Annotated in this window: 20 protein-coding genes; 12 read left to right on the top strand and 8 right to left on the bottom strand. The window is 67.2% G+C overall.

The window, feature by feature from the left end; all coding sequences use genetic code 11:
- Nucleotides 1–43 precede the first annotated feature (43 nt).
- The 3 genes from AC5P7X_RS00380 to AC5P7X_RS00370 all read right to left on the bottom strand — a co-directional run bounded on the left by AC5P7X_RS00380 (nt 44) and on the right by AC5P7X_RS00370 (nt 3,232).
- On the bottom strand, nt 44–337 hold the full coding sequence (locus AC5P7X_RS00380; RefSeq protein ID WP_005419771.1) for a LysM peptidoglycan-binding domain-containing protein: 294 nt from the start codon (nt 335–337) through the stop codon (nt 44–46).
- Nucleotides 338–541: 204 nt separating this feature from the next.
- Nucleotides 542–1,360: an NADPH-dependent 7-cyano-7-deazaguanine reductase QueF gene (queF, locus tag AC5P7X_RS00375; RefSeq protein WP_495214313.1), complete on the bottom strand. Its 819-nt coding sequence runs from the start codon at nt 1,358–1,360 to the stop codon at nt 542–544.
- Nucleotides 1,361–1,912: 552 nt separating this feature from the next.
- The gene (locus AC5P7X_RS00370) at nt 1,913–3,232 is read right to left on the bottom strand and encodes a M20 family metallopeptidase (protein ID WP_206619937.1); all 1,320 of its coding nucleotides are present in this window, start codon (nt 3,230–3,232) and stop codon (nt 1,913–1,915) included.
- Between the two features lie 186 nt (nt 3,233–3,418).
- On the opposite strand from AC5P7X_RS00370, the gene AC5P7X_RS00365 reads away from it, so the two are divergent.
- The 10 genes from AC5P7X_RS00365 to AC5P7X_RS00320 all read left to right on the top strand — a co-directional run bounded on the left by AC5P7X_RS00365 (nt 3,419) and on the right by AC5P7X_RS00320 (nt 19,971).
- Nucleotides 3,419–4,663, top strand: a complete 1,245-nt coding sequence (locus AC5P7X_RS00365; RefSeq protein ID WP_005419777.1) for an efflux RND transporter periplasmic adaptor subunit — start codon at nt 3,419–3,421, stop codon at nt 4,661–4,663.
- Between the two features lie 74 nt (nt 4,664–4,737).
- Nucleotides 4,738–7,971 carry an efflux RND transporter permease subunit gene (locus AC5P7X_RS00360; protein ID WP_069140038.1) on the top strand — a complete coding sequence of 1,078 codons (3,234 nt, stop codon included), beginning with the start codon at nt 4,738–4,740 and terminating at the stop codon, nt 7,969–7,971.
- A gap of 31 nt (nt 7,972–8,002) precedes the next feature.
- Nucleotides 8,003–11,125 (top strand): efflux RND transporter permease subunit, encoded by a 3,123-nt coding sequence (locus AC5P7X_RS00355; RefSeq protein ID WP_049403847.1) that lies wholly within the window; start codon nt 8,003–8,005, stop codon nt 11,123–11,125.
- A 286-nt stretch (nt 11,126–11,411) separates the two neighbouring features.
- Nucleotides 11,412–13,481 (top strand): TonB-dependent siderophore receptor, encoded by a 2,070-nt coding sequence (locus tag AC5P7X_RS00350; protein WP_495214312.1) that lies wholly within the window; start codon nt 11,412–11,414, stop codon nt 13,479–13,481.
- A gap of 95 nt (nt 13,482–13,576) precedes the next feature.
- Nucleotides 13,577–15,754, top strand: coding sequence for a YccS family putative transporter (gene yccS / locus AC5P7X_RS00345; RefSeq protein WP_171957613.1), 2,178 nt, complete (start codon nt 13,577–13,579; stop codon nt 15,752–15,754).
- Nucleotides 15,755–15,892: 138 nt separating this feature from the next.
- The gene (locus AC5P7X_RS00340; RefSeq protein ID WP_053500202.1) at nt 15,893–16,687 is read left to right on the top strand and encodes an SDR family NAD(P)-dependent oxidoreductase; all 795 of its coding nucleotides are present in this window, start codon (nt 15,893–15,895) and stop codon (nt 16,685–16,687) included.
- Nucleotides 16,688–16,780: 93 nt separating this feature from the next.
- The gene (locus AC5P7X_RS00335; RefSeq protein ID WP_053500200.1) at nt 16,781–18,670 is read left to right on the top strand and encodes an MFS transporter; all 1,890 of its coding nucleotides are present in this window, start codon (nt 16,781–16,783) and stop codon (nt 18,668–18,670) included.
- A gap of 231 nt (nt 18,671–18,901) precedes the next feature.
- A complete protein-coding gene (locus AC5P7X_RS00330; protein WP_005419784.1) occupies nt 18,902–19,189 on the top strand; it encodes a CD225/dispanin family protein in 288 nt (95 codons plus the stop codon).
- Between the two features lie 34 nt (nt 19,190–19,223).
- Nucleotides 19,224–19,502, top strand: coding sequence for a CD225/dispanin family protein (locus AC5P7X_RS00325; protein WP_495214311.1), 279 nt, complete (start codon nt 19,224–19,226; stop codon nt 19,500–19,502).
- 43 nt (nt 19,503–19,545) lie between these two features.
- Nucleotides 19,546–19,971 (top strand): DUF2752 domain-containing protein, encoded by a 426-nt coding sequence (locus AC5P7X_RS00320; protein WP_005419786.1) that lies wholly within the window; start codon nt 19,546–19,548, stop codon nt 19,969–19,971.
- A 582-nt stretch (nt 19,972–20,553) separates the two neighbouring features.
- Here AC5P7X_RS00320 and ampE read toward each other — a convergent pair.
- The 5 genes from ampE to AC5P7X_RS00295 form a co-directional block, all read right to left on the bottom strand.
- On the bottom strand, nt 20,554–21,441 hold the full coding sequence (gene ampE / locus AC5P7X_RS00315; protein ID WP_329841857.1) for a regulatory signaling modulator protein AmpE: 888 nt from the start codon (nt 21,439–21,441) through the stop codon (nt 20,554–20,556).
- 146 nt (nt 21,442–21,587) lie between these two features.
- The gene (gene nudC, locus AC5P7X_RS00310; RefSeq protein ID WP_495214310.1) at nt 21,588–22,493 is read right to left on the bottom strand and encodes an NAD(+) diphosphatase; all 906 of its coding nucleotides are present in this window, start codon (nt 22,491–22,493) and stop codon (nt 21,588–21,590) included.
- 119 nt (nt 22,494–22,612) lie between these two features.
- The gene (erpA, locus tag AC5P7X_RS00305) at nt 22,613–23,005 is read right to left on the bottom strand and encodes an iron-sulfur cluster insertion protein ErpA (protein WP_005419789.1); all 393 of its coding nucleotides are present in this window, start codon (nt 23,003–23,005) and stop codon (nt 22,613–22,615) included.
- A gap of 31 nt (nt 23,006–23,036) precedes the next feature.
- Nucleotides 23,037–23,501, bottom strand: coding sequence for a bactofilin family protein (locus AC5P7X_RS00300; protein WP_053497672.1), 465 nt, complete (start codon nt 23,499–23,501; stop codon nt 23,037–23,039).
- A 4-nt stretch (nt 23,502–23,505) separates the two neighbouring features.
- Nucleotides 23,506–24,249, bottom strand: coding sequence for a DUF6776 family protein (locus AC5P7X_RS00295; RefSeq protein ID WP_005419791.1), 744 nt, complete (start codon nt 24,247–24,249; stop codon nt 23,506–23,508).
- A 179-nt stretch (nt 24,250–24,428) separates the two neighbouring features.
- On the opposite strand from AC5P7X_RS00295, the gene AC5P7X_RS00290 reads away from it, so the two are divergent.
- Together AC5P7X_RS00290 and AC5P7X_RS00285 are read left to right on the top strand one after the other, a co-directional pair.
- On the top strand, nt 24,429–25,046 hold the full coding sequence (locus tag AC5P7X_RS00290; RefSeq protein WP_005419792.1) for a DUF4126 domain-containing protein: 618 nt from the start codon (nt 24,429–24,431) through the stop codon (nt 25,044–25,046).
- A gap of 44 nt (nt 25,047–25,090) precedes the next feature.
- Complete coding sequence (locus AC5P7X_RS00285; protein ID WP_032954585.1) at nt 25,091–26,980, top strand: EAL domain-containing protein; 1,890 nt, start codon at nt 25,091–25,093, stop codon at nt 26,978–26,980.

Below are 26,980 nucleotides of genomic sequence, written 5' to 3'. Positions count from 1 at the left end.
TCGGGGTTCCTCCCAGGGATTGTCGGACGGCGTTCTGGCCGGCTTACTTCGGCGGCAGTTTCAGGGTCTGGCCCGGGAAGATCTTGTCCGGGTCATCAAGCACATCGCGGTTGGCTTCGAAGATCTTCTTCCAGGCATTGGCGTCGCCCAGATGCTGCTTGGCGATCTTCGACAGCGAGTCACCCTTCTGCACGGTATAGGTGCCGCCGCTGACAACGTCCGCGGTGCTGTCCACCGAAGCGCTGACGCCGGAGAAGTCCGCCTTCGGCACCTGCTCGGCGGTACTGTCGACACTGCCACTGACGCCGGAGAAATCGGCTTTCTTCTCGGTACTCATCCACAACTCCCGTCTGCATGACTACGTGATTGGCACGGTGCCATGGCGGTTGTTAAATGGGGATGGTGCAGATGTGAAGCCGCCCCCCGGGGCGGCTGAACAATCGGGGGAACGGACGTCCGGTAGTGCCGGCCGCTGGCCGGCTTTGCCCTTGCCCTGGACGCGGGTTCCTTGCGGTTGCCGGCCAGCGGCCGGCACTACCGGTTACTGCCGCAGCTCGCGGTAGGTCGCAGCCGGGGCGGTGATGCCGGGGCTGGCGCGCCAGGGGTTGATGTCCAGGCCACCACGGCGGGTGTAGCGGGCCTCCACTTCCAGCCATTGTGGCTGGCAGCGCGCAGATACCTCGCTGAAGATCCGCTCAACGCACTGCTCGTGGAACTCGGCATGTTCACGGTAGCTGACCAAGTAGCGCAGCAGGCCCGCGCGATCGATCTTCGGCCCGCGGTAACGCAGGCTGACCGTGGCCCAGTCCGGCTGGCCGGTGACCGGGCAGTTGGACTTCAGCAGCGCCGAGACCAGGGTCTCCTCCACCACCTCGCCCGCATCGGCGGCGAGGAAGTCCGCCTGCGGCGGGCCGTAGCAGTCGATCTCCACGTCCAGCCCGTCGATGGATTCACCGAGCGGCGTCTCGCGCAGGCCCGGCAGGCCGAACTCGACCTGGACCGGCACACCGGCGCAGGCCGACAGATCCGCCACCAGGCGCTCGCGCAGTGCCTCGGCGCTGTCGACGCGGGTGCTGTTGAGGGAGTTGAGGTACAGCTTGAACGACTTCGATTCGATCAACTGCGGCGAGGTGCACGGCACCTGCACGGTGGCGACGGCCGCCTGCGGCTTGCCGCGCGGATCGAGCCAGCTCAGCTCGAAGGCATGCCAGCGGTCATGGCCGACGAACGGCAGCGCGGCGTCATCGAGGCCGATCTCGGCGCGGGCGCCGCTGCGCGGGATGGGAAACAGCAGGCCGGGATCGTACTGCGACGGGTAACTGACCTCGCGACCGAGGCTGGAATCCTGTGGGGTGTTCATGGAGGTCATTGTATCGCGCGGAGGGCGGGCGTTCGGCCGGGCCGGCCAACGGCGAAGCCCCTCCGTGGTGATTTTGTTGGTGGGTCGTGGAAGGCGGTCTATCGGCTTGGCCGGGTGGGTAGGCGGGTCGGGGGACGCCGTAAACCCGTCCCTGGGGGCTTGGCCGCGGCCTCCATGCCGCGGACACCCCCGCCCCGCCTACCCACCCGGCCCCTGACAGTTCCCTGCACGCAGCCACCACCACGGGAAAGATCAGAAAAATCAAAATCAAAACCCGATCCTTCAGACGTTCATGACGTCCGCCGTGCCGACCAACGGTCGGCACCCACCAACAGCAGCGGGCACCAACAGCCGCGGGAAACTGTCGAAGGGGGGGTGGGTCCGGTTAAGGGGGTGTCCGCGGCATGGATGCCGCGGCCAAGCCCCCATGGACGGGTTTACGGCGTCCCCCTCAACCGGACCCACCCCGCCATCCCACGGAATGCCCGCTTTTGACGTTGACGTTGCCGTTGATCCAAGCGGGTGCAGGGCTGCAAGCCCTGCCAACACCCCTCACCCCGCCGGGGTGCCGGCACCGTGCAGGTAATCCAGGCTCACCTGCAGCAACGCCCGCAGTCCCACATCCAGTGCCTTCTCATCCAGCAGGAACTTCGGCGAATGGTTGGCCGGCGCCGTCGCTGGGTCGATGCCCACGCTGGTGGACCCGACGAAGAAGAACATGCCCGGCACTTCCTTCGCGTACAGCGAGAAATCCTCCGCGCCCATCTGCAGCGGAGGCTCGTACACGTTGTCCTTGCCCACCACCGCCTGCAGGCTCGGCAGCATCTTCGCGGTCAGCGCCGGGTCGTTCACCGTGGCCGGGTTGCCCTCCGACTCGTAGATGTCGGTCACCGCCTTCGCACCGTGCGCGGCGGCCGTGTGCTCGGCCACGTTGCGCAGGTCGGCAAAGATCTGCTGGCGCATGCCTTCGTCAAAGGTGCGGATGGTGCCGACCATCTCCACTTCATCGGGAATGATGTTGTAGCGGATGCCGCCGTTGATCGCGCCGAAGGTCAGCACCGCCGGTTGCTTGGACAGGTTGGCGCGGCGGCTGACGATGGTCTGCGCGGTGCCGACCAGATCGGCGGTGGCGACGATCGGGTCAACACCGTTCCACGGTGCCGAGCCATGCGTCTGGCGACCGATCACCTTGATCCCGAAGCGATCCGAGGCGGCCATCAATGGGCCGCCGCGCACAGCGATCTGGCCGGCCTGCACGCTGGAGAACACATGCAGGCCGAACACCGCTTCGGGCTTGAAATCGGCGAACAGCCCTTCCTTCAGCATGAGTGCGGCACCGCCCTCTTCCGGCGGCGGCGCGCCTTCCTCGGCCGGCTGGAAGATCAGCATCACCTGGCCCGGCAGGTCCTTCTTCATTGATACCAGCGCTTCGGCCACGCCGAGCAGGGTGGCGGTATGCGCGTCGTGGCCACAGGCATGCATCACGCCCACGGTCTGCCCGCGGTACTGGTCGGTGGCCTTGGAGGCGAACGGCAGACCGGTCTGCTCGGTCACCGGCAACGCGTCCATGTCCGCGCGCAACGCGATCCTCGGGCCTGGCTTGCCGCCTTCGATGATCGCCACCACGCCGTGGTGGGCGATGCCGGTTTTCGGCTTCAGGCCCATCGCACGCAGGCGCTTGGCAACCTCGGCCGAGGTGCGCGCCTCGCGGTTGGACAGCTCCGGGTGCTGGTGGAAGTCACGACGCCATTCGACCACCTGGGCCTGCAGCCGCTGCGCGGCGGCGGTCACTTCGGGGCGTTGCCCGTCCTGGGCATGGGCAAGCGCCGGCAGGGCCAGCAGCAGGGCGGACAGCAGCAGCGAACGGCGCATCGCAATCTCCACAGCAAGAGGGTTCCAGCTGAATGTAGGGCAACACCGGCGCCACGGGAACCTCCGGTGCCGCATCCGGTCTTAGCGCCCGTCCCATCCGTCATGCAGGAAACGTGATGTGGCACAGGTATGCTTTGCGCATTGTCCCGGCGTCCCGTCCGGTCCAGCCCTCTCGGAGTCCTCGTAATGTCACGTGTTTGGAAGATCGTGCTGCTGGTCGTGGCGATCCTGGTGCTGGCCGTGGTCGGCCTGCGCGTCATTGGCGGGGGCAAGGACAAGGCTGGAAAACCTGCTGCGGGCGCGCGCCAGGGCGGCGAAGATCCGAATGCCGGTCCAGTGCCGGTGACCGTGGTGGAGGCCACGCGCCAGGACGTGCCGGTGTATGCCAGCGCGCTGGGTACGGTGACCGCGATGAACACCGTCACCGTCAGCCCGCAGGTCGGCGGTCAGCTGATGAGCCTGAATTTCCGTGAAGGCCAGGAAGTGAAGCAGGGTGATGTGCTGGCGGTGATCGACCCGCGCACCGCCCAGGCCAGCTACGACCAGGCCGCTGCAGCCAAGCGCCAGAACGAGGCCCTGCTGGCCACCGCGCGCTCCAACTACCAGCGCTCGAACGCGCCGGAGTATCGCCAGTACGTCGCCAAGACCGATCTGGATACACAGCGAAACCAAGTGGCACAGTACGAAAGCGCCGTGGCCGCCAACGAGGCCAGCATGCGCTCGGCGCAGGTGCAGCTGCAGTACACCCGGGTCACCGCGCCGATCTCAGGCATCGCCGGCATCCGTGCGGTCGACGCCGGCAACGTGGTCAGCGCCGGTACGGCTCTGGTCACGCTGACCCAGATCCATCCGATCCACGTGCTGTTCAATCTGCCCGAGCGCCAGCTCGGCGATGTGCGCCAGGCGCAGGCCGCCGGCACGGTACCGGTGGCGGCGCTGGACCGCGCCGATTCGCACGTGCTGTCCGGCGACGGCAAGCTCGATGTGGTCGACAACCTGATCAGTGCCGACAGCGGCACGTTCAAGGCGCGCGCCCTGTTCGACAACACCGACAACGGCCTCTGGCCGGGCCAGTTCGTCAACGTGCGCATGCAGCTGCGCACGATTGCCGGCGGCGTGGTGATCCCCACCCAGGCGGTACTGCGTGGCCCGGATGGCGAGTACGTCTACATCGTGCAGGGCGACAACACGGTAAAGATGCAGACCGTGCGCAGCGGCGTGGAAGTGGGCGACAGCCAAGTGCAGATCGCCGAAGGCCTCAAAGGCGGCGAGCGGGTGGTCAGCGAAGGCCAGTTCCGCCTGAAGCCGGGCAGCAAGGTCACCGCACTGAAGCCGGGCGAGACCCCGGCCGCACCGACCGAGGCCGAACTGAAGGCCGCCGAACAGAAGAACGCGGGCGGCGGTGGCCGTCGCGGTGGTGGCCCGCGCTGAGCGCAGGCCACTGATCTCCCTCGCGCCGGCGGACCTGCCGGCGCCGACATTGAAGTGCCAGCAAGGATCAGTCCGTGGGCTTTTCGACGATCTTCATCCGCCGCCCGATCGCCACCTCGCTGTTGATGGCGGGCCTGTTGCTGCTGGGCATCCTCGGTTACCGCAAGCTGCCGGTGTCGGCGCTGCCGGAAATCGATGCGCCCAGCCTTGTGGTTACCACCCAGTACCCCGGTGCGAACGCCACCACCATGGCCTCGCTGGTTACCACCCCGCTGGAGCGCCAGTTCGGGCAGATTTCCGGGCTGGAGCTGATGACCTCCGACTCGTCGGCCGGGTTGTCGACGATCATCCTGCAGTTCTCGATGGACCGCGACATCGACATCGCCGCGCAGGACGTGCAGGCGGCGATCCGCCAGGCCACCCTGCCCTCGTCGCTGCCCTACCAGCCGGTCTACAACCGGGTGAACCCGGCCGACGCGGCCATCGTCACCCTGAAACTGACCTCTGACACGCGCCCGCTGCGCGACGTCAACAATTACGCCGATTCCATCCTGGCCCAGCGCCTGTCGCAGGTGCAGGGCGTGGGCCTGGTCTCGATCGCCGGCAATGTGCGCCCGGCCGTGCGCATCCAGGTCAATCCGGCGCAGCTGTCGAACATGGGCCTGACCCTGGAGCAGCTGCGCAGCGCGCTGACCCAGGCCAACGTCAATGCGCCCAAGGGCTCGTTGAACGGCAAGACGCAGTCCTACAGCATCGGCACCAACGACCAGCTGGCCAGCGCCGCCGAGTACCGCGACACCATCATCAGCTACAAGAATGGTCGCCCGGTGCGGCTGTCGGACGTGGCCGAGGTGATCGATGGCGTGGAGAACGACCAGCTTGCCGCCTGGGCCGACGGCAAGCCGGCGGTACTGCTGGAAGTGCGCCGCCAGCCCGGTGCCAACATCGTGCAGACCGTCGAGCGCATCCGCGCCATCCTGCCGCAGCTGCAGGGCGTGCTGCCAGCCGACGTGCACCTGGAGATCTTCAACGACCGCACCGAGACCATCCGCGCCTCGGTGCATGAAGTGCAGTTCACCCTGATCCTGACCATCGGGCTGGTGGTGGCGGTGATCTTCGTGTTCCTGCGCCGGTTGTGGGCCACGATCATTCCCTCGGTGGCGGTGCCGTTGTCGCTGGCCGGCACCTTCGCGGTGATGGCCTTCGCCGGCATGTCGCTGGACAACCTCTCGCTGATGGCGCTGGTGGTGGCCACCGGCTTCGTGGTCGACGATGCGATCGTGATGATCGAGAACATCGTGCGCTACATCGAGCAGGGCAAGAGTGGCAAGGAAGCGGCCGAGATCGGCGCACGCCAGATCGGCTTCACCGTGCTGTCGCTGACGGTCTCGCTGGTGGCGGTGTTCCTGCCGCTGCTGCTGATGCCCGGCGTCACCGGCCGCCTGTTCCACGAGTTCGCGTGGGTGCTGAGCATCGCCGTGGTGCTGTCGATGCTGATCTCGCTGACGCTGACCCCGATGATGTGCGCCTACCTGCTCAAGCCCGATGCCCTGCCCGAGGGCGAGGACGCGCATGAGCGCGCGGCGGCGGCCGGCAAGCAGAACCTGTGGACGCGCACCGTCGGCCTCTACGAGCACAGCCTGGACTGGGTGCTTGGCCACCAGCGGCTGACCCTGGCCGTGGCCGGTGGCGCGCTGGTGCTGACCGTGCTGCTGTACGTGCTGATCCCCAAGGGCCTGCTTCCCGAACAGGACACCGGCCTGATCACCGGCGTGGTGCAGGCCGACCAGAACATCGCCTTCCCGCAGATGGAGCAGCGCACCAGGCAGGTGGCCGAAGCGCTGCGCCAGGATCCAGACGTGACCGGCGTGTCGGCCTTCATCGGCGCCGGCAGCATGAACCCCACCCTCAACCAGGGCCAGCTGTCGATCGTGCTGAAGGAGCGCAGCCAGCGCGATGGGCTGGAGGAGATCCTGCCGCGCCTGCAGAAGGCGGTGGCCGGCATTCCGGGCGTGGCGCTGTACCTGAAACCGGTGCAGGACGTGACCCTGGATACCCGCGTGGCCGCCACCGAGTACCAGTACTCGCTGTCGGACGTGGATTCGGCGACGGTGGCGACCCAGGCCACGCGCCTGACCGAAGCGCTGCGCAAGCGCCCGGAACTGGCCGACGTCGACAACAACCTGTCCAACCAGGGCCGCGCCCTGGAGCTGAACATCGACCGCGACAAGGCCAGCGTGCTGGGCGTGCCGATGCAGACCATCGACGACACGCTCTACGATGCGTTCGGCCAGCGCCAGATTTCGACCATCTTCACCGAGCTCAACCAGTATCGCGTGGTGCTGGAAGTGGCACCGGAGTTCCGCACCAGCACTGCGCTGATGGAACAGCTGGCCGTCGCCTCCAACGGCGCCGGCGCATTGACCGGCACCAATGCCACCAGCTTCGGCCAGGTCACCTCCTCCAACTCGTCCACCGCCACCGGCATCGGCGCGCAGAACACCGGCATCACGGTAGGCGCCGGCAACATCATCCCGCTGTCGGCACTGGCCGAAGGCAAGGTCAGCAGTGCGCCGCTGGTGGTCAGCCACCAGCAGCAGCTGCCGGCGGTGACCGTGTCGTTCAACGTGGCGCCGGGCTATTCGCTGTCCGAAGCGGTGCGAGCGATCCAGGAGACCAAGGACAGCCTGGACATGCCCACCCACCTGCATGCCGAGTTCATCGGCAAGGCCGCCGAGTTCACCGGCAGCCAGACCGACGTGGTGTGGCTGCTGCTGGCCTCGCTGGTGGTGATCTACATCGTGTTGGGCGTGCTCTACGAGAGCTACATCCACCCGATCACGATCATCTCCACGCTGCCACCGGCCGGTGTCGGCGCGCTGCTGGCGCTGATGCTGTGCGGGCTGAGCCTGTCGGTGGATGGCATCGTCGGCATCGTGCTGCTGATCGGCATCGTCAAGAAGAACGGCATCATGATGGTCGACTTCGCGATCGAGGCGCGCCGCGCCGGTGCCAACGCGCACGAGGCGATCCGCCGCGCCTGCCTGCTGCGCTTCCGCCCGATCATGATGACCACCGCCGCGGCCATGCTCGGCGCACTGCCGCTGGCGCTGGGCACCGGCATCGGTTCGGAGCTGCGCCGCCCGCTGGGTATCGCCATCGTCGGTGGCCTGCTGCTGTCGCAGCTGGTGACGCTGTACACCACGCCGGTGATCTACCTGTACATGGAGCGCTTCTCCGAGTGGCTGGCGCGCCGCCGCGAACAGCGTGCGCTGCGCGAGGGTTCGCTGCAGGAGCCGCAGGCATGATCCACGCCCCGCTGCCGTGGGCGGCCGCACGATGAACCTGTCCGGCCCCTTCATCCGCCGCCCGATCGGCACCGCGCTGCTGGCCATCGGCTTGTTCATGGTCGGCCTGATCTGCTACCTGCGCTTGGGCGTATCGGCGCTGCCGAACATCGAGATCCCCGTGATCTTCGTGCATGCCAGCCAGTCCGGCGCCGACGCGGCGACCATGGCCTCGACGGTCACCGCGCCGCTGGAACGCCATCTCGGCCAGCTGCCAGGCATCGATCGCATGCGATCGTCGAGCTCGGAAGGCAGCTCGCTGGTGTTCATGATCTTCCAGAGCGGCCACAACATCGATTCGGCCGCGTTGGACGTACAGACCGCGATCAACTCGGCGCAGGCCGACCTGCCTTCGGGCATGGGCTCGCCGATGTACCAGAAGGCGAACCCGAACGACGACCCGGTGATCGCCATCGCGTTGACCTCGCAGACGCAGTCGGCCGACGAGCTCTACAACGTGGCCGACTCGCTGCTGGCGCAGCGCATCCGCCAGATCAGCGGCGTCGCCTCGGTCGACATCGCTGGCGCGTCGACGCCAGCGGTACGCGTGGACGTCAACCTGCGCCTGATGAACGCGCTGGGCCTGACCGCCGATGACCTGCGCAACGCGGTGCGCGCGGCCAACGTGACCTCGCCCACCGGCTTCCTCAGCGATGGCAACACCACCACGGCGATCATCGCCAACGACTCGGTGGCACGCGCCGCCGACTTCGCCGACCTGGTGGTCAAGACCCAGGGCGACGGCCGGGTGATCCGCCTGAAGGACATCGCCAACGTCTACGACGGCCAGCAGGATGCCTACCAGGCGGCGTGGTTCGACCACAAACCGGCAGTGGTGATGTACGTATTCACCCGCGCCGGCGCCAACATCGTGGAGACCGTGGACCGGGTCAAGGCGCAGATCCCGACCCTGCGCGACTACCTGCAGCCGGGCACCACGATGACGCCGTACTTCGACCGTACGCCGACCATCCGTTCGTCGCTGCATGAAGTGCAGATCACCCTGCTGATCAGCCTGGCGATGGTGGTGCTGACCATGGCGCTGTTCCTGCGCCGGCTGGCACCCACCCTGATCGCGGCGGTGACCGTGCCGCTGTCGCTGGCCGGCGCCGCGCTGGTCATGTACGTGATGGGCTTCACCCTGAACAACCTGAGCCTGCTGGCGCTGGTGATCGCGATCGGCTTCGTGGTCGACGATGCGATCGTGGTGATCGAGAACATCATGCGCCACCTCGACGAGGGCATGCCGCGCATGCAGGCGGCGTTGACCGGTGCGCGCGAGATCGGCTTCACCATCGTCTCGATCACCGCCTCGCTGGTGGCGGTGTTCATCCCGCTGCTGTTCGCCAGCGGCATGATGGGCGCGTTCTTCCGCGAGTTCACCGTCACCCTGGTGGCGGCCATCGTGGTCTCGATGATCGTCTCGCTGACATTGACCCCGGCGCTGTGCAGCCGCTTCCTCAGCGCGCACGACCACAGCGCGCCGCCGTCGCGTTTCGGCCGCTGGCTGGACGCCGGCCACGAGCGCATGCTGCGCATCTACACCGTATTCCTCGACTTCTCGCTGCGCCACGCGCTGCTGCTGTCGCTGACGCCGCTGATCCTGATCGGCGTCACCATCTTCCTGTTCGGCGCGGTGAAGAAGGGCGCGTTCCCGCCGCAGGACACCGGCCTGATCTGGGGCCGCGCCAACTCCAGTGCCACCGTGTCGTTCGAGGACATGGTCGCGCGCCAGCGCCGCATCACCGACATGCTGATGGCCGACCCGGCGGTGAAGACGGTGGGTGTACGCCTGGGCAGCGGCCGCCAGGGCTCCAGTGCACAGTTCAACATCGAGCTGAAATCTCGCAGTGACGGCCGCCGCGAAACCACCGCGCATGCGTTGGCGCGCCTCAGCGCCAAGGCCGATCGCTATCCCGACCTGCAGCTGCGCCTGCGCGCGATCCAGGACCTGCCCAGCAACGATGGCGGCGGTTCCAGCCAGGGCGCGCAGTACCGCATTTCGCTGCAGGGCAACGACCTGGCCGCACTGCAGGAATGGCTGCCCAAGCTGCAGGCGGAACTGAAGAAGAACCCGAAGCTGCGCGACGTCGGGACCGACGTGGACAATGCCGGCCTGCGCCAGAACATCCAGATCGACCGCGCAAAGGCCGCGCGCCTGGGCATCACAGTGGGCGCCATCGACGGCGCGCTGTATGGTGCGTTCGGCCAGCGCCAGATCTCCACCATCTATTCGGACATCAACCAGTACAGCGTGGTGGTCAATGCCCTGCCCTCGCAGACAGCCACCCCGGCGGCGCTGGATGAGGTGTACGTGCGTGCACGCAACGGCGACATGGTGCCGATCACCGCGGTGGCCACGCAGATGCCTGGCCTGGCCCCATCGCAGATCACCCACGAGAACCAGTACACGACGATGGACCTCAGCTACAACCTGGCTCCCAACGTGAGCATGGGCGAGGCCAAGGCGATCATCGACGCCACCGTGGCCGGCATGCGCATGCCCGGCGACATCCGCCTGGCCGACGATGCGGGCTTCGGCTTCAACTCAGATCCCAGCGACATGCTGATCCTGGTGTTCGCCGCAATCCTGACCGTGTATCTGGTACTGGGCATGCTCTACGAGAGCCTGATCCACCCGGTCACCATCCTGTCCACGCTGCCGGCGGCGGGTGTCGGTGCGCTGCTGGCCCTGTTCGGCACCAACACCGAGCTGTCGGTGATCTCGATGATCGCGCTGGTGCTGCTGATCGGCATCGTCAAGAAGAACGCGATCATGATGATCGACTTCGCACTGGTGGCGCAGCGCGAGCATGGGCTGGCGCCGCGCGATGCCGCACGCGAGGCCAGCATCGTGCGCTTCCGCCCGATCATGATGACCACGATGGTCGCGATCCTGGCCGCAGTGCCGCTGGCGATCGGCCTGGGTGAAGGGTCCGAGCTGCGCCGCCCGCTGGGCATCGCGATGATCGGCGGCCTGCTGTTCTCGCAGAGCCTGACCCTGCTCAGTACGCCGGCACTGTACGTGATCTTCTCCTGCCTGGCCGAGCGCTGGCGCGCCCGTCGCGCGCGCAGGCGCGAAGCGAAGCTGCTCAAGCGCGCGCAGCGGGCGTAGTAGAGCCCATCCACGCATGGCGTGGATCTAGTTCTCGATACTGCGAATCTGCCGGCCAGCGGCCGGCATTACCACCGGCGCGGAGGGTGGGTGCGGACCGTTGGTCCGCACGCCTCCCGGTTTGACGTGCTGTAACGAAAAGAGAACAATTCCCCTCCAGCCATGGTCCTGCGCCCCTTCGCGGCGCCCCGCTGCCCTCTCCGGCAAGCCTGCGTGATCCCAGCCATCAACCTTTCCCCCCATGCGGGCGGATGGCGCGTGGCCGTTCGCCGAGGATGACTGAACCATGCTCCTGCACCCACTCTGCCGCCCGGCGCTGCTTGCCGTTTCCCTGTCACTGGCCTGTGCCGCGCATGCCCAGTCCGTACCCGAGCGCACCAATCGGAACCGCAGTGCCACCGATCTGGATGCGGTGAAGGTCACCGCCGAACGCACCCACGCCGATACCGGCGCCCTTGGTGATCGCGTGCTGCGTGATACCCCGTTCGCGATCACCGCCGTGGGCCGCGAGCAGATCGAGCAGCGCCAGGTGGTCTCGCTGGGCGAAGCGTTCCTGCTCGACCCTTCGGTCACCACCCAGGTCAGCGCCTATGCCAGTGGCTGGAGTTCGCCGATCCGCAACCGTGGCATCGACCTGAACTTCGACAGCTATCGCGTCAATGGCCTGCAGGTTTCCTCGTGGGGTACCGAGTGGCCGCTGGAAGTGATGGAACAGGTCGATCTGCTGAAAGGCCCGGGTGGATTCCTTTATGGTTTCGGTGCCCCCGGTGGCATCGTCAACTACATCACCAAGAAGCCGACCGACACGCCCACCTTCTCCGCCCAGCTGGGCTGGCGCGAGCAGGGCATCGTCAGTGGCGGGATGGACGTCGGCGGCCGCTTCGGCAACGAGCAGATGTTCGGTTATCGCTTCAATGCTTTCGAGGAAAAGGGTGAGACCTTCAATGGTGGCCACGTCGATCGCAAGGTGGGCGCACTGTCGCTGGACGCGCGCCTGAGCGACGCACTGATCTGGACCTTCGACGGCGTGTTCCAGTCACGCGACCTGCGCAAGGAATCGCCGCAGTACTACTTCCGCGGACTGACCTCGTTGCCGCGACCGATCGCCGGGAATACCGGCAACAGTGTCCCCGGCACCTACTACGACACTCGTTCCAGCCTGTTGTCGACCCGCTTGGACTGGCAGATCAACAGCGACTGGAAAACCAGCCTGAGTTACGGCGTCACCACCTCGTGGAATGACGTCAACAAGATCTTCGCCTACATCGATTCGCCCAATGGCGACTATGACGTCAACGTCTATGAACTGGGTGGCAAGAGCGAGTGGAGACTGGCCCAGGCGATGCTGCAGGGCAGCTTCCGCACCGGTCCGCTGCAGCATCAGGTGGTGGCAGGCATCAGTCACCAGACCGGGCTGGGCTGGGACCGTCCCTACGAATGGAGCCTGATCGGCCGCGCCAACCTGTACCAGCGCCATGACATCCGCCATGACGCCGTCGGTTCACGGATGATGACCCGTGGCGACGAGACCGTGCAGCAGGCCGTGTTCGCAAGCGATACCGTCGATCTCGGCAGCGGCTGGTCGGTGCTGGCGGGCTGGCGCTACAACGATTACGAGACCAAGGGCCGCTACCACACCTATCCGGTCACACCGACCTATGCCGTGATGTTCAAGCCCAGCGAGGCGGTCACCCTCTACGCCAGCTACATCGAATCGCTGGAAGCGGGCAGCCGCGTAGGCAACAACTACGTCAACGCCGGTGATGTGCTCGACCCGACCCTCAGCAAGCAGTACGAGATCGGCGCGAAGGCCGAGGCCGCACGCTGGAACGCGAACGTGGCGGCGTTCCGGCTGGAACGTGGCGCCAACATCGATGAACTCACACCGGCCGGCAAGCGCCTGGTGCAGGACGGCATCACGCTGTACGAAGGCATCGAGGCCAGTGCCGACCTGCACATCAGCGATGTCCTCACGGTTGGCGGAGGCGTCACCTGGCTGGACCCGACCTACGACAGGCTGTCCCCGGCCAGCGCTGCACAGGAGGGCAACCGTACCGCCGGTGCGGCGCGCTGGAGCGGGGTCGTGCACGCCACCTACCAGCTGCCGTGGGTGGATGGCCTGGAAACATACGCCGCGGTGCGCTACTACGGCGATGTCTGGTACGACGCCGACAACACCCTGAAGCTGCCCGATTACACGCTGGTCAATGCAGGCATCGGCTACCGCCTGCTCGCCTCCGGTCATCCGGTGACCGTGCGCGCCAGCGTCGAGAACCTGGCCAACCGGAAGTACTGGTCCAACGCCGGCACAGGCCTGCCACGCACGTTCGCTGTGAGCGTGCGGTTCGACATGTAGGGTCCGGCAGCACCGTGGGTGCGGACCGTTGGTCCGCACTCCATATTTCACGCGCAGCCCGCAATAATGGTGGAAGACCCTTCCACCGAGCCTGCATGTCCGCCCGCCAATCCCGCCTCAGCCGACTGTGGGCCCACGAAAAGGCCAGCTACGGCCTGCGCGTGTTCATCGCGCTGACCGCGGCCGTGGCCGTGTGCTGGCAGTTCGAGGCGCTGACCGCCCTGCCCGGCGTGTTCCTTGGCATCATCGCAAGCGCCATCGCAGAAACCGACGACAACTGGTGGGGCCGGACCAAGGCCGTGGTGTTGTCCCTGTTGTGCTTCTGCATTGCGGCGGCTTCGGTGATCTGGCTGTTCCCGTGGCCGTGGATCTTCATCGGCGCGCTGGCACTTTCCACCTTCGGCCTGACCCTGCTTGGCGCGCTCGGCGAGCGCTACGCATCCATTGCCCAGGCCACGGTGACGCTGGCGATCTACACGATGATCGGCCTGGAACAACATGGTGCCAGCGACCTGCACAGCGCACTGGAGGCGGTCAGCCATCTGCTGGCCGGTGCGGTCTGGTACGGACTGTTGTCGATCCTGTGGGCCGCGTTGTTCGCCAACCGGCCGGTGCGCGAACGCGTGGCGCGGCTGTACCTTGAGCTGGGCCGCTACCTGCAGCTGAAGGCTGCGTTGTTCGAGCCGGTACGCGAAGCCGACCTGCAACGTCGCCAGCTCGACCTGGCCGAACAGAACCGCCGTGTGGTGGGTGCACTGAACGAGGCCAAGACAGCGATCCTGGCCCGCTTCGGCCGCTCCGGCCGGCCCGGGGTGAACTCCGGCCTGTACCTGCGCCTGTACTACATGGCGCAGGATTTCCACGAGCGCGCCAGTTCCTCGCACTACCCGTATGGCGCGCTGGTGGACGCCTTCTTCCACAGCGATGTGCTTTACCGCTGCCAGCGCCTGCTCGACCTGCAGGGCCAGGCCTGTGCCCGCCTGGGCGAGGCGATCCGGCTGCGTCGTCCGTTCGTATACGGTGAAAGCAACCAGCAGGCCGGGCGCGACCTGGCAGACGCGCTGGCCTACCTGCGTGACCAGCAGCGCCCGCAGTGGCAGCGCCTGCTCGGCTCGCTGGACCTGCTGGTTCACAACCTGCGCAGCATCGAGCGCCGCCTGCTGGATGCCGAACGTTCCGAAGCCAGCCTGGACAACGTCGACACCCGCCTGCGCGACAGCAACCCGCATACCCTGCGCGAGATGGGCGTGCGCGTCCGCCAGCAGTTCACGCCCGGCTCGGTGCTGTTCCGCCATGGCCTGCGCATGGCACTGGCGCTGATCGCCGGCTTTGCAGCGATCCGGCTGTTCAATGCACAGAACGGTTCATGGGTACTGCTGACCATCGTGTTCGTGTGCCGGCCCAACTTCGGTGCCACCCGCCAGCGCCTGGCACAGCGCATCGTCGGCACCGTCGCCGGACTGGTGCTGACCTGGGCACTGCTGCAGCTGTTCCCGCAGCTGCACGTGCAGTTGCTGATCGCCCTGCTCTCTGCGCTGCTGTTCTTCTTCACCCGCACCGACCGCTACCTGGTGGCATCAGCCGCGATCACCGTGATGGCACTGACCTGCTTCAACCTGATCGGCGATGGCTTCGTGCTGATCGTGCCGCGCATGGTCGATACGCTGCTGGGCTGCGCGATCGCAGCGGCGGCAGCATTCCTGATCCTGCCTGACTGGCAGGGCCGGCAGCTGCATCTCGTCCTGGCACGCGTGCTGGACACTGCGGCTCGCTACCTGGATTCGGTGCTGGGCCAGTACCGCAGCGGCATGCGCGACGACCTGGCCTACCGCATCGCCCGCCGCGACATGCACAACGCCGACGCCGCGCTGTCCACCGCGTTGTCGAACATGCTGCGCGAACCCGGCCACGTACGCCGCAACCTGGATGCCGGCTTCCGCTTCCTGGCGCTGTCCAACACGCTGCTGGGGCATCTGTCGGCGCTGGGTGCGCACCGGGACCAGGTGGACAGCTACGCTGGCGATCCACTGGCGCTGGCCGCGGGCGATCGCGTGCGCAAGGCACTTCAGCAGCTGGCGACGGCGCTGACCGCGCGGCAACCGGTCGCGGACGATGACAACGACGCCGACCGCGCGGTGGCCGCCGAGCTGGAGCAGATCGACGAGGCGATGCCGCCGAAACTGCAGTTGATCCGTACCCAGATGGCGCTGGTACTGCGCATGCTGCCGAAGGTGCGTGCCGCGGCCAATGAGGCGGTGACCAACCTGACCTGATCCGTCATCGCTGCGGGCATCCCATCCACGCAGGGCGTGGATCTGCTGCGCCGCGTGCAACGGCGCGTTGCACCTGGCGATGCAGTTCGATCACGCCGCCACGCGGATACTGGGCAGCTCCCGCTCCGGATCATCACCATGAAAATCGAACTCAGCGGCCGCACCGCGCTGGTGACCGCCTCCACCGCCGGCATCGGCCTGGCCATCGCCCTGGGCCTGGCCACCGCAGGCGCACGCGTCGTCCTTAATGGCCGCAGCACCAACAGCGTCGAGCGCGCCCGCCAGCATCTGCTCGCGGCTGTCCCGGGAGCCGACGTATTCGGTGTCGCCGCCGACCTCTCCGATGCGGCCGGTGTCGATACGCTGCTGGCTGGGCTGCCGAAGATCGACATCCTGGTCAACAACGCCGGCATCTTCGGCCCGCAGGACTTCTTCGAGACCGATGACGCCACCTGGGAGCGCTACTGGCAGACCAACGTGATGTCCGGCGTACGCCTGTCGCGTGCGCTGCTGCCAGCGATGGTCGATGCCGGCTGGGGCCGCGTGCTGTTCATCTCGTCCGAATCGGCGCGCAACATTCCGGCCGACATGATCCATTACGGGGTCAGCAAGACCGCGCAGCTGTCACTGTCACGCGGCCTGGCCAAGCGCGTGGCCGGCAGTGGCGTCACCGTCAACGCAGTGCTGCCTGGCCCGACCCTGTCCGATGGCTTCGCCGCGATGTTCGAGGATGAACGCCAGCGCAGCGGCAAGCCGCTGGAACAGATCGGCCGCGAGTTCGTGATGGCGCACCGGCCGTCTTCGGTGATCCAGCGCACCGCTACGGTCGAGGAAGTGGCCAACATGGTGGTGTACCTGGCCTCGCCACAGGCCTCGGCGACTTCCGGGGCAGCGCTGCGCGTGGACGGCGGCGTGGTCGACGATATCGTCTGAGGGTGCTGGCAGGTGTGCGGACCAACGGTCCGCACCCACAGCACCCACAGCGGATGGGCAGGAATGCTAGGCTGCGCCGGTCAAGGAGGCTCCATGTCCGGTCACAACCAGTTCGCCCTGCTGCGCCAGCGCCGTTTCCTGCCGTTCTTCGTCGTACAGGCGCTCGGTGCGTTCAACGACAACGTGTACCGGCAGGCGATCATCAGCATGTTGCTGTTCATGGCCGTGCCGGAGGAAGAACTGGGGTTGTACGCCACCCTGGCACCGGCCATCTTCATCCTGCCGTATTTCCTGTTCTCGGCGCTGGCCGGGCAGATCGCCGACAAACTGGAAAAATCGCGGCTGATCGTGATCACCACCACCATGGAGATCGTGATCATGTCGCTGGCGGCCACCGGCTTCCTCACCCAGAGCCTACCGGTGCTGCTGGTCGCGCTGTTCTGTACCGGCATGCAGTCCACCCTGTTCGGCCCGGTGAAGTATTCGGTGCTGCCGTCGGTGCTCAGGCCCGAGGAACTGACCGGCGGCAACGGCCTGGTCGAGATGGGCACTTCAATGTCGATTCTCTCCGGCATGATCGTTGGCGGCCTGGTGTTCACCGTGGCCGGCAGCCACGGTACGGTGGTGGCTGCGTGCGCGATCATCGCCCTGGCGATCTGCGGCAACATCGCCGCGCGCCTGATTCCCAGGGTCGATGCAGGCGACCCGACCCTGAAGATCAACTGGAACCCGTTGCCGGAATCGCTGGCGGTACTGCGCATGGCGCGCCAGCAGAAGGCCGTGCGCAACTCGATCCTGGGCGTGTCCTGGTTCTGGTTCGTTGGCACCGTGCTGACCTCGCAGCTACCGGCCTACGCGGTGACCAACCTGGGCGGCGAGCCGACCCTGTACATCTTTGCGCTGGCCCTGTTCTCGGTCGGCACCGGCGTCGGCTCGCTGCTGTGCGAGAAGCTGTCGGCACGCACGGTGGAAATCGGCCTGGTGCCGCTGGGTGCGTTCGGCATGACCGCCTTCCTGCTCGACCTGTACTTCGCCCGCAGCGGCGAAGCGACCGTGCACGGGCTGACCATTGGTCCTTTCCTGCAGCAGCCCGGCAGCATCCGCATCGTCATCGACCTGATCGGCATCGGCCTGTTCACCGGCATCTTCGTGGTGCCGCTGTTCGCGCTGATCCAGAGCCGCACGCCGAAGGCGCAGATGTCGCGCGTGTTCGCCGCACTGAACATCCAGAACTCGGGCTTCATCGTCGCTGCGGCGTTGCTGTCGCTGGCCGCGCACAAGCTGCTGCACTGGACCATTCCGCAGCAGTTCCTGGCGCTGGCCATCGCCAACGCGCTGGTGGCGATCTACATCTTCACCATCGTCCCTGAATTCCTGATGCGCTTCCTCAGCTGGCTGATGGTGCGCACCCTGTACCGGCTGCGCCCGCACGGCATCGAGGCCAACGTGCCGGACGAAGGCGCCGCGCTGCTGGTCTGCAACCACGTCAGCTACATGGACGCGCTGATCCTGTCGGCGACGATTCCGCGCCCGGTGCGCTTCGTCATGTACTACAGGATCTTCAACATCCCGGTAATGCGCTGGATCTTCCGGACCGCCAAGGCAATCCCGATCGCCGGTGCGCGCGAAGACCCGGCACTGATGCAGCGCGCGTTCGACGAGATCGACGCTGCGCTGGCCGAAGGCGAACTGGTCTGCATCTTCCCCGAGGGTGCGCTGACCCGCGACGGGGAGATGGCGCCGTTCAAGTCCGGCGTTGAGAAGATCCTCGAGCGGCGGCCGGTGCCGGTGGTGCCGATGGCGCTGCGCGGCATGTGGTCGAGCATGTGGAGCCGGCGCGACAGCCGCCTCGGCCGCATGCGCGTACCGCGCCGCTTCCGCGCCACCGTGGAGGTGGTGGCCGCACCGGCGGTGGATGGCCGCACCACCCGCGCCCCGGTGCTGGAGGCCCAGGTGCGGGCCCTGCGTGGCGATCACGCCTGATCGGCCGCGCGGCCGCCGGTAACCCTTCCAGGCAACAGCCCCCATTCCCCCTGCAGACACGGCCTCTGTTTCCCTACAGGGGCCCGTCAAAAGCTTCCGGTCAATGGCCATACACTCCAGTATCTGACTGTAACCGCATACATGCAGCGCAGGTTGAGGTAGATTACGCACCCACAGGGGGGAGGTTCGGCCAATGCACCAAGGCCGGCCACCAAGGAATGGAGTCTTGCTTTGAATCAACCGCCACCGCTCAGCCGTCCGGTCTACATCCCCAACCATCTGGTCTGGGCGATCCTGACGACGCTGTTCTGCTGCCTGCCGTTGGGCGTGGTGTCGATCGTCTATGCCTCCCAGGTCGATGGCCGCCGCGCGGCCGGCGACCTGCCGGGGGCCTACAGCGCGTCGCGCAAGGCGGGCTGGTGGGCGGTGGCTTCGGCCGTGGCCCTGCCGGTCCTGTTGCTGTTGTGGTTCGGGCTGTTCGGCGGCTTGGCCGTACTGGGCGCTCTTTCCGACCAATGATTCACCACCACCACCCATCAAGGAGCTTGAACCCATGAATACCGCCAATCCGCAGGTCCCGAACAATCTGGTCTGGGCCATCCTGAGCACCCTGTTCTGCTGCCTGCCGGCCGGCATCGTGTCGATCGTCTACGCTGCCCAGGTCAACGGCAAGCTGGCCGCTGGCGACATCGCCGGTGCCCAGGAATCCTCGGCCAAGGCCAAGAAGTGGGCCATCTGGTCGGCCATTGCCGCCGTCGTGGTCGGCGTGCTGTACGGCATCCTGATCGTCGCTCTCGGCGGCATGGGTGCGATGAGCAACAGCGGCTACTGATCCGTGTGGACGGATCCGGCGCCTGCGCCGGATCCGTTGCTGCATGTCCGCACTGCCCACCCGATCCCGACTGGCCCGCTGGGCACCGCTGCTGGCCGCCACCGGCCTGGCCGCCGGTGCCGCGCTGGTGCTGCGCAACGTCAATCCGTATGTCGCCGGCAATCCCTTGCCGAGCTGCCCGCTGTACGCGCTGACCGGCCTGTACTGCCCGGGCTGTGGCAGCACACGCTGCCTGTATTCGCTGGTCCATTTCGACCTGCCCGGCGCGATGGCGATGAACCCGCTGCTGGTCATCAGCCTGCCCTTCCTGCTGCTGATGCTGCTGAACGTCGCCGGCATCCGTCCGCGCCTGCTGGACCCGCTGATGCGGGTGCTGGCCAATCCCACGTTCTGGCTCTGGGTACTGCCTGGGTATGCGCTGCTGCGTAACCTGCCGTGGGCACCGTTCACGGCGCTGGCACCGGTCTAGTTTCCAGCCAACGGCGCAGCCCCTCGTGGTGGGCGGCGTTTGTCGATCATGGGATTGGCCGGGCGGGTGGACTGCGCAGGGGTCGCTGCAAGTACGTCCATGTAAGCTCGGTCGCCGCATCCATGCGGCTCACGCCCCTGCGCAGCCCACCCGCCCGGCCACGGACAGTTTCCGTGCACGTCCACCACGGAAAAGAAAGAGAAGATCAAAAGCGGAAGCGGATCGCTTCGCTCTGCATCCACGCATGGCGTGGATCTACCGTGTCGACCAAGGTCGACACCCACCGGCAGTCGCAGTTGACCCACCGTCACCGCGAAACTGTCGGGGGTGGGGCGGTGTGGGGCCGCAGGACCGTTGGCGCCATGGATGGCGCCATCGAGCCCCCAGGGGTGAGGGCGCTTTGCTTGCGAAGCACTGCTTCGCAAGCGCCCGAACGCACAGCCGCCAGCGGCTGGGCCGGTTTGGGGGTTTACGGCGTGTCCTGCAGCCCCACACCGCCCCGCCCAACCCTCAGCAACCCAGAGCCGCTTTGGCTTTGGCGTTGGCCTCTGCAGGTGCAGGGCTGCAAGCCCTGCACAACAACTACGTCACCCAGCCTGCAATCACCAGCAGGGCGAGAATCGCCAGCCACAGCAGCAGCATCCGCCACACCAGGCTCATCGCATCACGCAGGTCCGGCAGCCGCTGCCACACCGGCAACAGCCCCGCCTCGGTGTAATCGTGCGCGTCCTCGCGCAGCTCGGCGTTGACGCTGGCCCGCGCCACCGCGCCCAGGAACCCGATGGAGCCGGCCAGGCGTTCGCCATGGGCCTGGCGCCAGGCCTTCCACGCCGTATCGAAGTTGCCGACCAGCGCCATCGAGAACGCCATCAGTTGCGCTACCGGCCACTCGATCCAGCCCAGCAGGCGCTGCGCCAGCGCCAGCGGCTCCACCGGCACGCGTGCACGCATCGGGCTTTCCGCCATCAACGCCAGCAAGCGGTAGCCCAGCGCACCGGCCGGGCCCAGCAGCAGGAACCAGAACAGCACCGCGAACCAGCGACGCAGCGCATTGAGCACGGTCGCCTCGACCAGCGACGGCACGTCTTCGCGCAGGCTGCCACCGGCGGCCTGCAGGTTGCGCACGGCTGCCTGCCGCGTCGCGGCGTCGTCCGCATCAATGATCGCTTCGATATCCCGATCCAGGTCACGCGGCCCCCAGCACCAGGCCAGCACGGCCACACCCAGCAGCAGCGACGGCAGGCCGAACAGCACTCCGCGCAGCAGCAACGCCAGCAGCCCCATCAGCAGCAACGGCGGCAGCAGCGCCAGCGCCACTCCAGCCGGTCCCTGCCAGGCCTTGCCACCACGCGCGTCCAGCCAGCCCAGCCAGCGCCGGAAGCCGTCGAAACGGCGCATCGAGGCGGCAGCGGCCGGGGCAACGTGGCCCAGGGCCAGCGCCACCAGCACGGCGGCCAGAGTGGTGAACATGGCAGGTCTCCCTACGAAACAGAACGCTCGGCGCCGCTACCTTACCTGTCGCAGCGGTGCCCTCGCGGGTGAACCGGACTGTAACCCGGGCCGTGTTCAGGTGGCGGCAATACAGCTGCCACGACCGGCCCGGCCGAAACGCCGACTCAGCCTCGCTGCTGGCGGTACCAGTGTTCGATCAGGCCCCGCGAAATCGAGATCGGTGGCGACAGGCGGATGCCCTGGCCGTCGTCCTCCACATCGCGCGCCAACGCGGCGCCGACCTCGTCGGCACTGAACCAGCGCGCGTCTTCCAGCTCGCCATCCACGGCCGGCAGGTCGTCATGCGCCTGTGCACGGAAGCCGACCATCAGCGCGCCGGGGAACGGCCACGGCTGCGAACCGAGGTACTGGCAGGCGGTCACCCGCACCTTGCTCTCCTCATGGACTTCGCGCACCACGGTCTGCTCGAAGGTCTCGCCGGGTTCGACGAAGCCTGCCAGCACCGAGTAACGGCGCGGGGCCCAGTTCGACTGCCGGCCAAGCAGCAGCCGGCCCTGGTTTTCCACGGCGACGATCACCGCCGGATCGACGCGCGGATAGTGTTCGGTGGAACACTGCGCACAACGGCCGACGAAGCCGCCACGGGCAAACGCCACCGCGCCGCCGCATACGCCGCAGAAACGGGTGCGCGAGTGCCAGTAGGACATGCCACGGGCATAGCTGAAAGCGGTGGCATCGGCCATCGGCCACAACAACGCAGCCTGGCGCAGATCGAGTCGGCGTGGCGCGCTCACGGTGACATTGCTGGCTTCAACCGAGAACCATGCCTGATCATCGCGCAGCCCCAGGAAAACTGCGGCGCCCGGGCCACCGCCGACGTCGGCGCCGGTCAGCGCCAGCGGCTGGTCGTCATCGCCGGTGAAGGCGCTGCCATCGTGATCGAGGACGAGGATGCGCGCGCCCGGCCACAGGCGCGCCAGTACATCAGCATCTTCGCGCAGGGCATCGGCGCGCTCCAACGGTTCGCCAACGAAGGCGAAACCGGAAAGCGGCGAAGGAGTATTGGGCATCCGCCAAGCGTGCCGCCAATCGATGCAGGTGGCAAGCCGCAGGCTTTGCGGAAACCGCCTGTGGGTGCGGAGCTTGCTCCACACACCTTGTCGCGCGGGACACAGGCCCCGCGCCCTGGTTACATGCTGAAACTGCTGCCGCAGCCGCAGGTGGTCTTTGCGTTGGGGTTGCGGATCACGAACTGGGCACCGGTCAGGCTCTCGGTGTAATCCACCTCCGCGCCCATCAGGTACTGCAGGCTCAGCGGGTCGACCAGCAGGGTCACCCCGCTGGTCTGTACCGCCAGGTCATCCTCGGCACGGTTCTCGTCGAACTCGAACCCGTACTGGAAGCCCGAACAGCCGCCTCCCTCGATGTACACACGCAGGGCCAGGTCGGGGTTGCCCTCTTCCTGGATCAGGGATTTGACCTTGGCGGCCGCCGACTCAGTGAAGTTCAGCGGGCGCTCCAGCGATTGGTAATCGGGCGCGGCAACCGGGGTGGCGCCGGGCAGGGAGACTAGCGTGCTCATGCTGCCAGCATGGGGGTGCCGACGACGGCTTTCAAGCCATCGCCTCGGCCAGCTTGCGACGCGCGGCGGTATCGCCCTTGCCATCATGGGCGTCTTCGCCTTCCGGAGCCGGCAAGGCTGCCATCGGGGCGCTGGCATGGATCAGGCGGCCGTTCAGCTGCGCGCCCGCGTTCATCTCCACCACCTGGTAATGGACGTTGCCATTGACCCGTGCGCTCGGGGTCAACTCGACCTTCTCGGTGGCGTGTACATCGCCGTCCAGGCGGCCGCTGATGACCACCACCTGGGCCCGGATCTCACCTTCGATCACGCCGTGCTCGGCAACCGTCAGGGTCGCACCACTGGCGCCTTCGGCGGCGATCACCTTGCCGTGGATGCGGCCTTCCACATACAGGCCACCACTGAATTCCACATCCCCGCGGATCACCACCTGGTTGCCGATCAGGGCATCCACCACCAGCTGGCCTTCACGGTTGGATTTGCTGCTTCCGAACATCTGCCTACTCCCCTTTGCTGGCCGGCGCACCGGCCTGTTTCCAGTCGAATACCTGGGTGGTACCCCCCGTACCACTCCCCAATGTCACCCGCACGCGTTGCGGGGTGAAGTCAGCCGGCAGCATCACGCTGCCGGTGAGCTGCTGGAAGTACCGGAACGAGTAGTCCTGTCCCGGCACCTTGCTGCGCTGGTGCAGATCATCCCAGCTGATCGTGGCCAGCTTGCCGTTCTTCACGCCTTCCACGGTGAAGCGCATCTGCCCCTGGCTGATGGCCCCGCGGTTGAGGTTCTGGGTCAGCACGGCGGTGTACTGCCAGGTGCCGGCCGCTTCCGGGCTGAACTCGATCGAATGGGTGTTCAGGCCCTTGCGCTGGCTGGTCGAGCCGACCAGCCGCTCATAGAAGGCAACATCGGCGCGCAGCCCGGCGATTTCCTCATCGCGCTCTGCCAGCGAGGACTGCACCTCGGTATTGGCGGCACGGCTGATGCGGTCGGAGGCTTCCAGCGTGGCCTGCTTCTGGCGCAGCTCGGTCAGCTGTGCCTGCAGCGCCTCGGCACGCTTTTCGGCGGCCTGCAGGCGCTGGCCCTGGGCATCGCGCGGGGTGGCCATCCAGCAGCCGCCAAGCACCGCCAGCACCAGGCTGAGCAGCCAGATGCCGCCGATCACCAGCAGGCGGCGACGGTCGGCAGGCGGTTGCGGCGCGCCGGGCAGGCGGACCTGCACGCGCATGGGAGGACGGTTGGTCATGGGTGGTTTCCGGGGTATCGCAAGGGCGACACCGGTACGGCCCCTTTGGCAAACGACGGGCTAGTGTATGACAGGACGGGTGGGTTTCCTGCGCCGTGGCCGGCTACGGTCTGTGGCGTTCAGGCACGCCATCGTCGATAGTGTGGCCCCCTGCACAGTTCCGTCGCCGGAGCACCGCCATGACCGAAGCCCACCTGTTCGTGATCGGCATCCTGCTGGCCTGGCTGGCCGGTATCCGCGTCTACCTCACCGTGTTCGGTGTCGGCCTGGCCGGGCTGCTTGGCTGGGTCGACCTCCCCCCCGCCCTGCAGGCCACCGAATCCTGGTGGGTGCTGGGCACCTCGGCGGCGCTGGCGGTGGCCGAATTCTTCGCCGACAAGATCCCTGGCGTGGATTCGGTGTGGGACCTGGTGCAGACGCTCGCGCGCGTACCGGCCGGCGCATTCCTTGCGGCGGCCACGCTGTCGCCGGATGGCCAGCTGGGCACCGGTGCGCTCGCCGCCGGTGCCGGCGTCGCCCTGGCCAGCCATGGCCTGAAGGCCGGTACCCGCGCCCTGCTCAACACCTCGCCGGAACCGGCCAGCAACTGGGTCGCCTCTGCGGCCGAAGACACCGTCGTGATCGGTGGCCTGGCCCTCGCCCTGGCACACCCGTGGATCGCGCTGATCGTGGTGCTGGCCTGCAGCCTGGCCGGTGCGCTGCTGGTGTGGCTGGTCTGGCGCGCCCTGTGGAAGGGCGTGCGCTGGCTGGCGCGCGGTGCATCGGCAGCACCGCCAGGGCACACCGGTACCGGCTGAGCGCCGGGCTTGTCGCATAATGGACGCGAACACCAGGAGCACCGATGGCCGCAAACGAATCCCCCGCGGGCGCCCGCCCGGGACGCGCTGAAACCCCTCCGGCCGACCATTGGCAACGCTGGGCCCCCGAGACGGCACCTCCAGCCGTGGACCCACCGATGGCGGCGACCCCATCCCCTGTCGCGGCCGATGCGTCCACGCCGGCCAACAGCGCGCCGCCGCCGCTGCCCGGCCCGATCGCACTGGCCGACGCCGGCAACAACGATCTGGCCCCGTCGCCATCGGACTCGCCCTACCGCGTGCTGATCGTTGAAGACGATCGGGCGCAGGCCCTGTTCGCGCAGAGCGTGCTGCACGGCGCCGGCATGCAGGCGATCGTCCACAACGATGCCGATGCCGCGCTGCAGGCCATCAAGGAGCACCGCCCCGACCTGATCCTGATGGATCTTCACCTGCCCGGCCTGGACGGCATGCGCCTGACCGCGCTGATCCGCCAGCAGCCCGGCCTGCAGCTGCTTCCGATCGTGTTCCTCAGCGGTGATCCGGATCCGGAGCGCCAGTTCGAAGTCCTCGACAGCGGCGCGGACGACTACCTGAGCAAACCGATCCGGCCCCGCCACCTGATCGCAGCGGTGGCCAACCGCATCCGCCGCGCACGAGCCCAGGCCGCGACCCTGCCCGGCGCCACCGGCGCACCGGCCACCAGCAATCCGGAAACCGGCCTGCCGACGCGCCACCACGTGCTGCAGCAGCTCAACACCGCACTCGCCCACCGCGATCAGGGCGGCGTGTTCTTCATCGAAGTGGCCAGCGCGCTGGGCCTGCGCGAACGCTATGGCTACGCCGCATTTGAAAGGCTGATGGTGCAGGCCGGGCAGCGCCTGGCCGAAGCCGGCCATCCGCACCTGCTGGCACGCCTGAACGACAACAGCTTCCTGCTGCTGGCCCGCAGCGCCGACGAGGACGCCCTTGAAAGCATCGCTGCCAGCCTGCGCGAGCAGCTGTCGGCACGTGCCTTCGTGATCCGCGACGACGAATCCGTGCACCTGCGCGGCGTAGTTGGCTATGCACCGCTGTCACCGGGCTTCGAGGATGCCAACAGTGCGTTGGAAGCCGTCGAGCGCACCACCCTGCAGGCGCGCCTGCTCAGCGCCGGGGTGGCCGGCCATGTGCACCGCCAGGCAGTCACCGAACAGGAACACCTGGCGCTGCTGGAAGGACAGCTGGAACTGGCCTATCAGCCGATCGTCGCTGTTGCCGGCGGCAACACCGCGCAGTACCAGTTGCTGCTGCGCCTTCGCCAGGCCGACGGCACCGTGCTGGCGGCCGGGCAGGTGATCCCGGCAGCGGAAGCCGCAGGCCGCATCGCCGATCTCGACCAGCAGGTGATGGATCACGCGCTGGGGCTGCTGGACCTGTACCGCCACGCGACGCAGCCACTGAACCTGTTCGTCTCGCAGTCGCTGCGCACCCTGCAGCGCGACGCCTTCGCCGACTGGCTGCTGGAATCACTGCAGCAGCGCGACCTGCCGGGCAGTGCACTGGTGATCGACGTGCGCCTGCCGGACGCACTGATCCACACCGTGCCGCTGCAGCAGTTCTGCCAGCGCATGGCCAGTGCCGGGGTGCGCTTCTGCCTGAGCCAGTTCGAACCCAGCGGCGAGGCCGATGCCCTGCTGAACCAGCTGCCGCTGTCGTTCGTGCGCATGGCTGCGCGCTTTTCCAGCAGCCATGCCAATCCGGCCACGCGCGAGGAGCTGCGCAAGGCGATCGATCAGGCCCATGCCGCCGGGCTGCAGATCATCGGCCAGCAGATCGAGGATCCGCAGGCTGCGGCGGCGATGTGGGTCGGCGGCGTCGACTACATCCAGGGCAACATGGTGCAGTCGGCCGGCAGCGACCTGAACTTCGACTTCCACAACGCGGTGCTCTGA

This window comes from Stenotrophomonas sp. YJH_SMC_53 (assembly GCF_059369995.1).
This window is presented reverse-complemented; position numbering and strand designations above follow the sequence as displayed.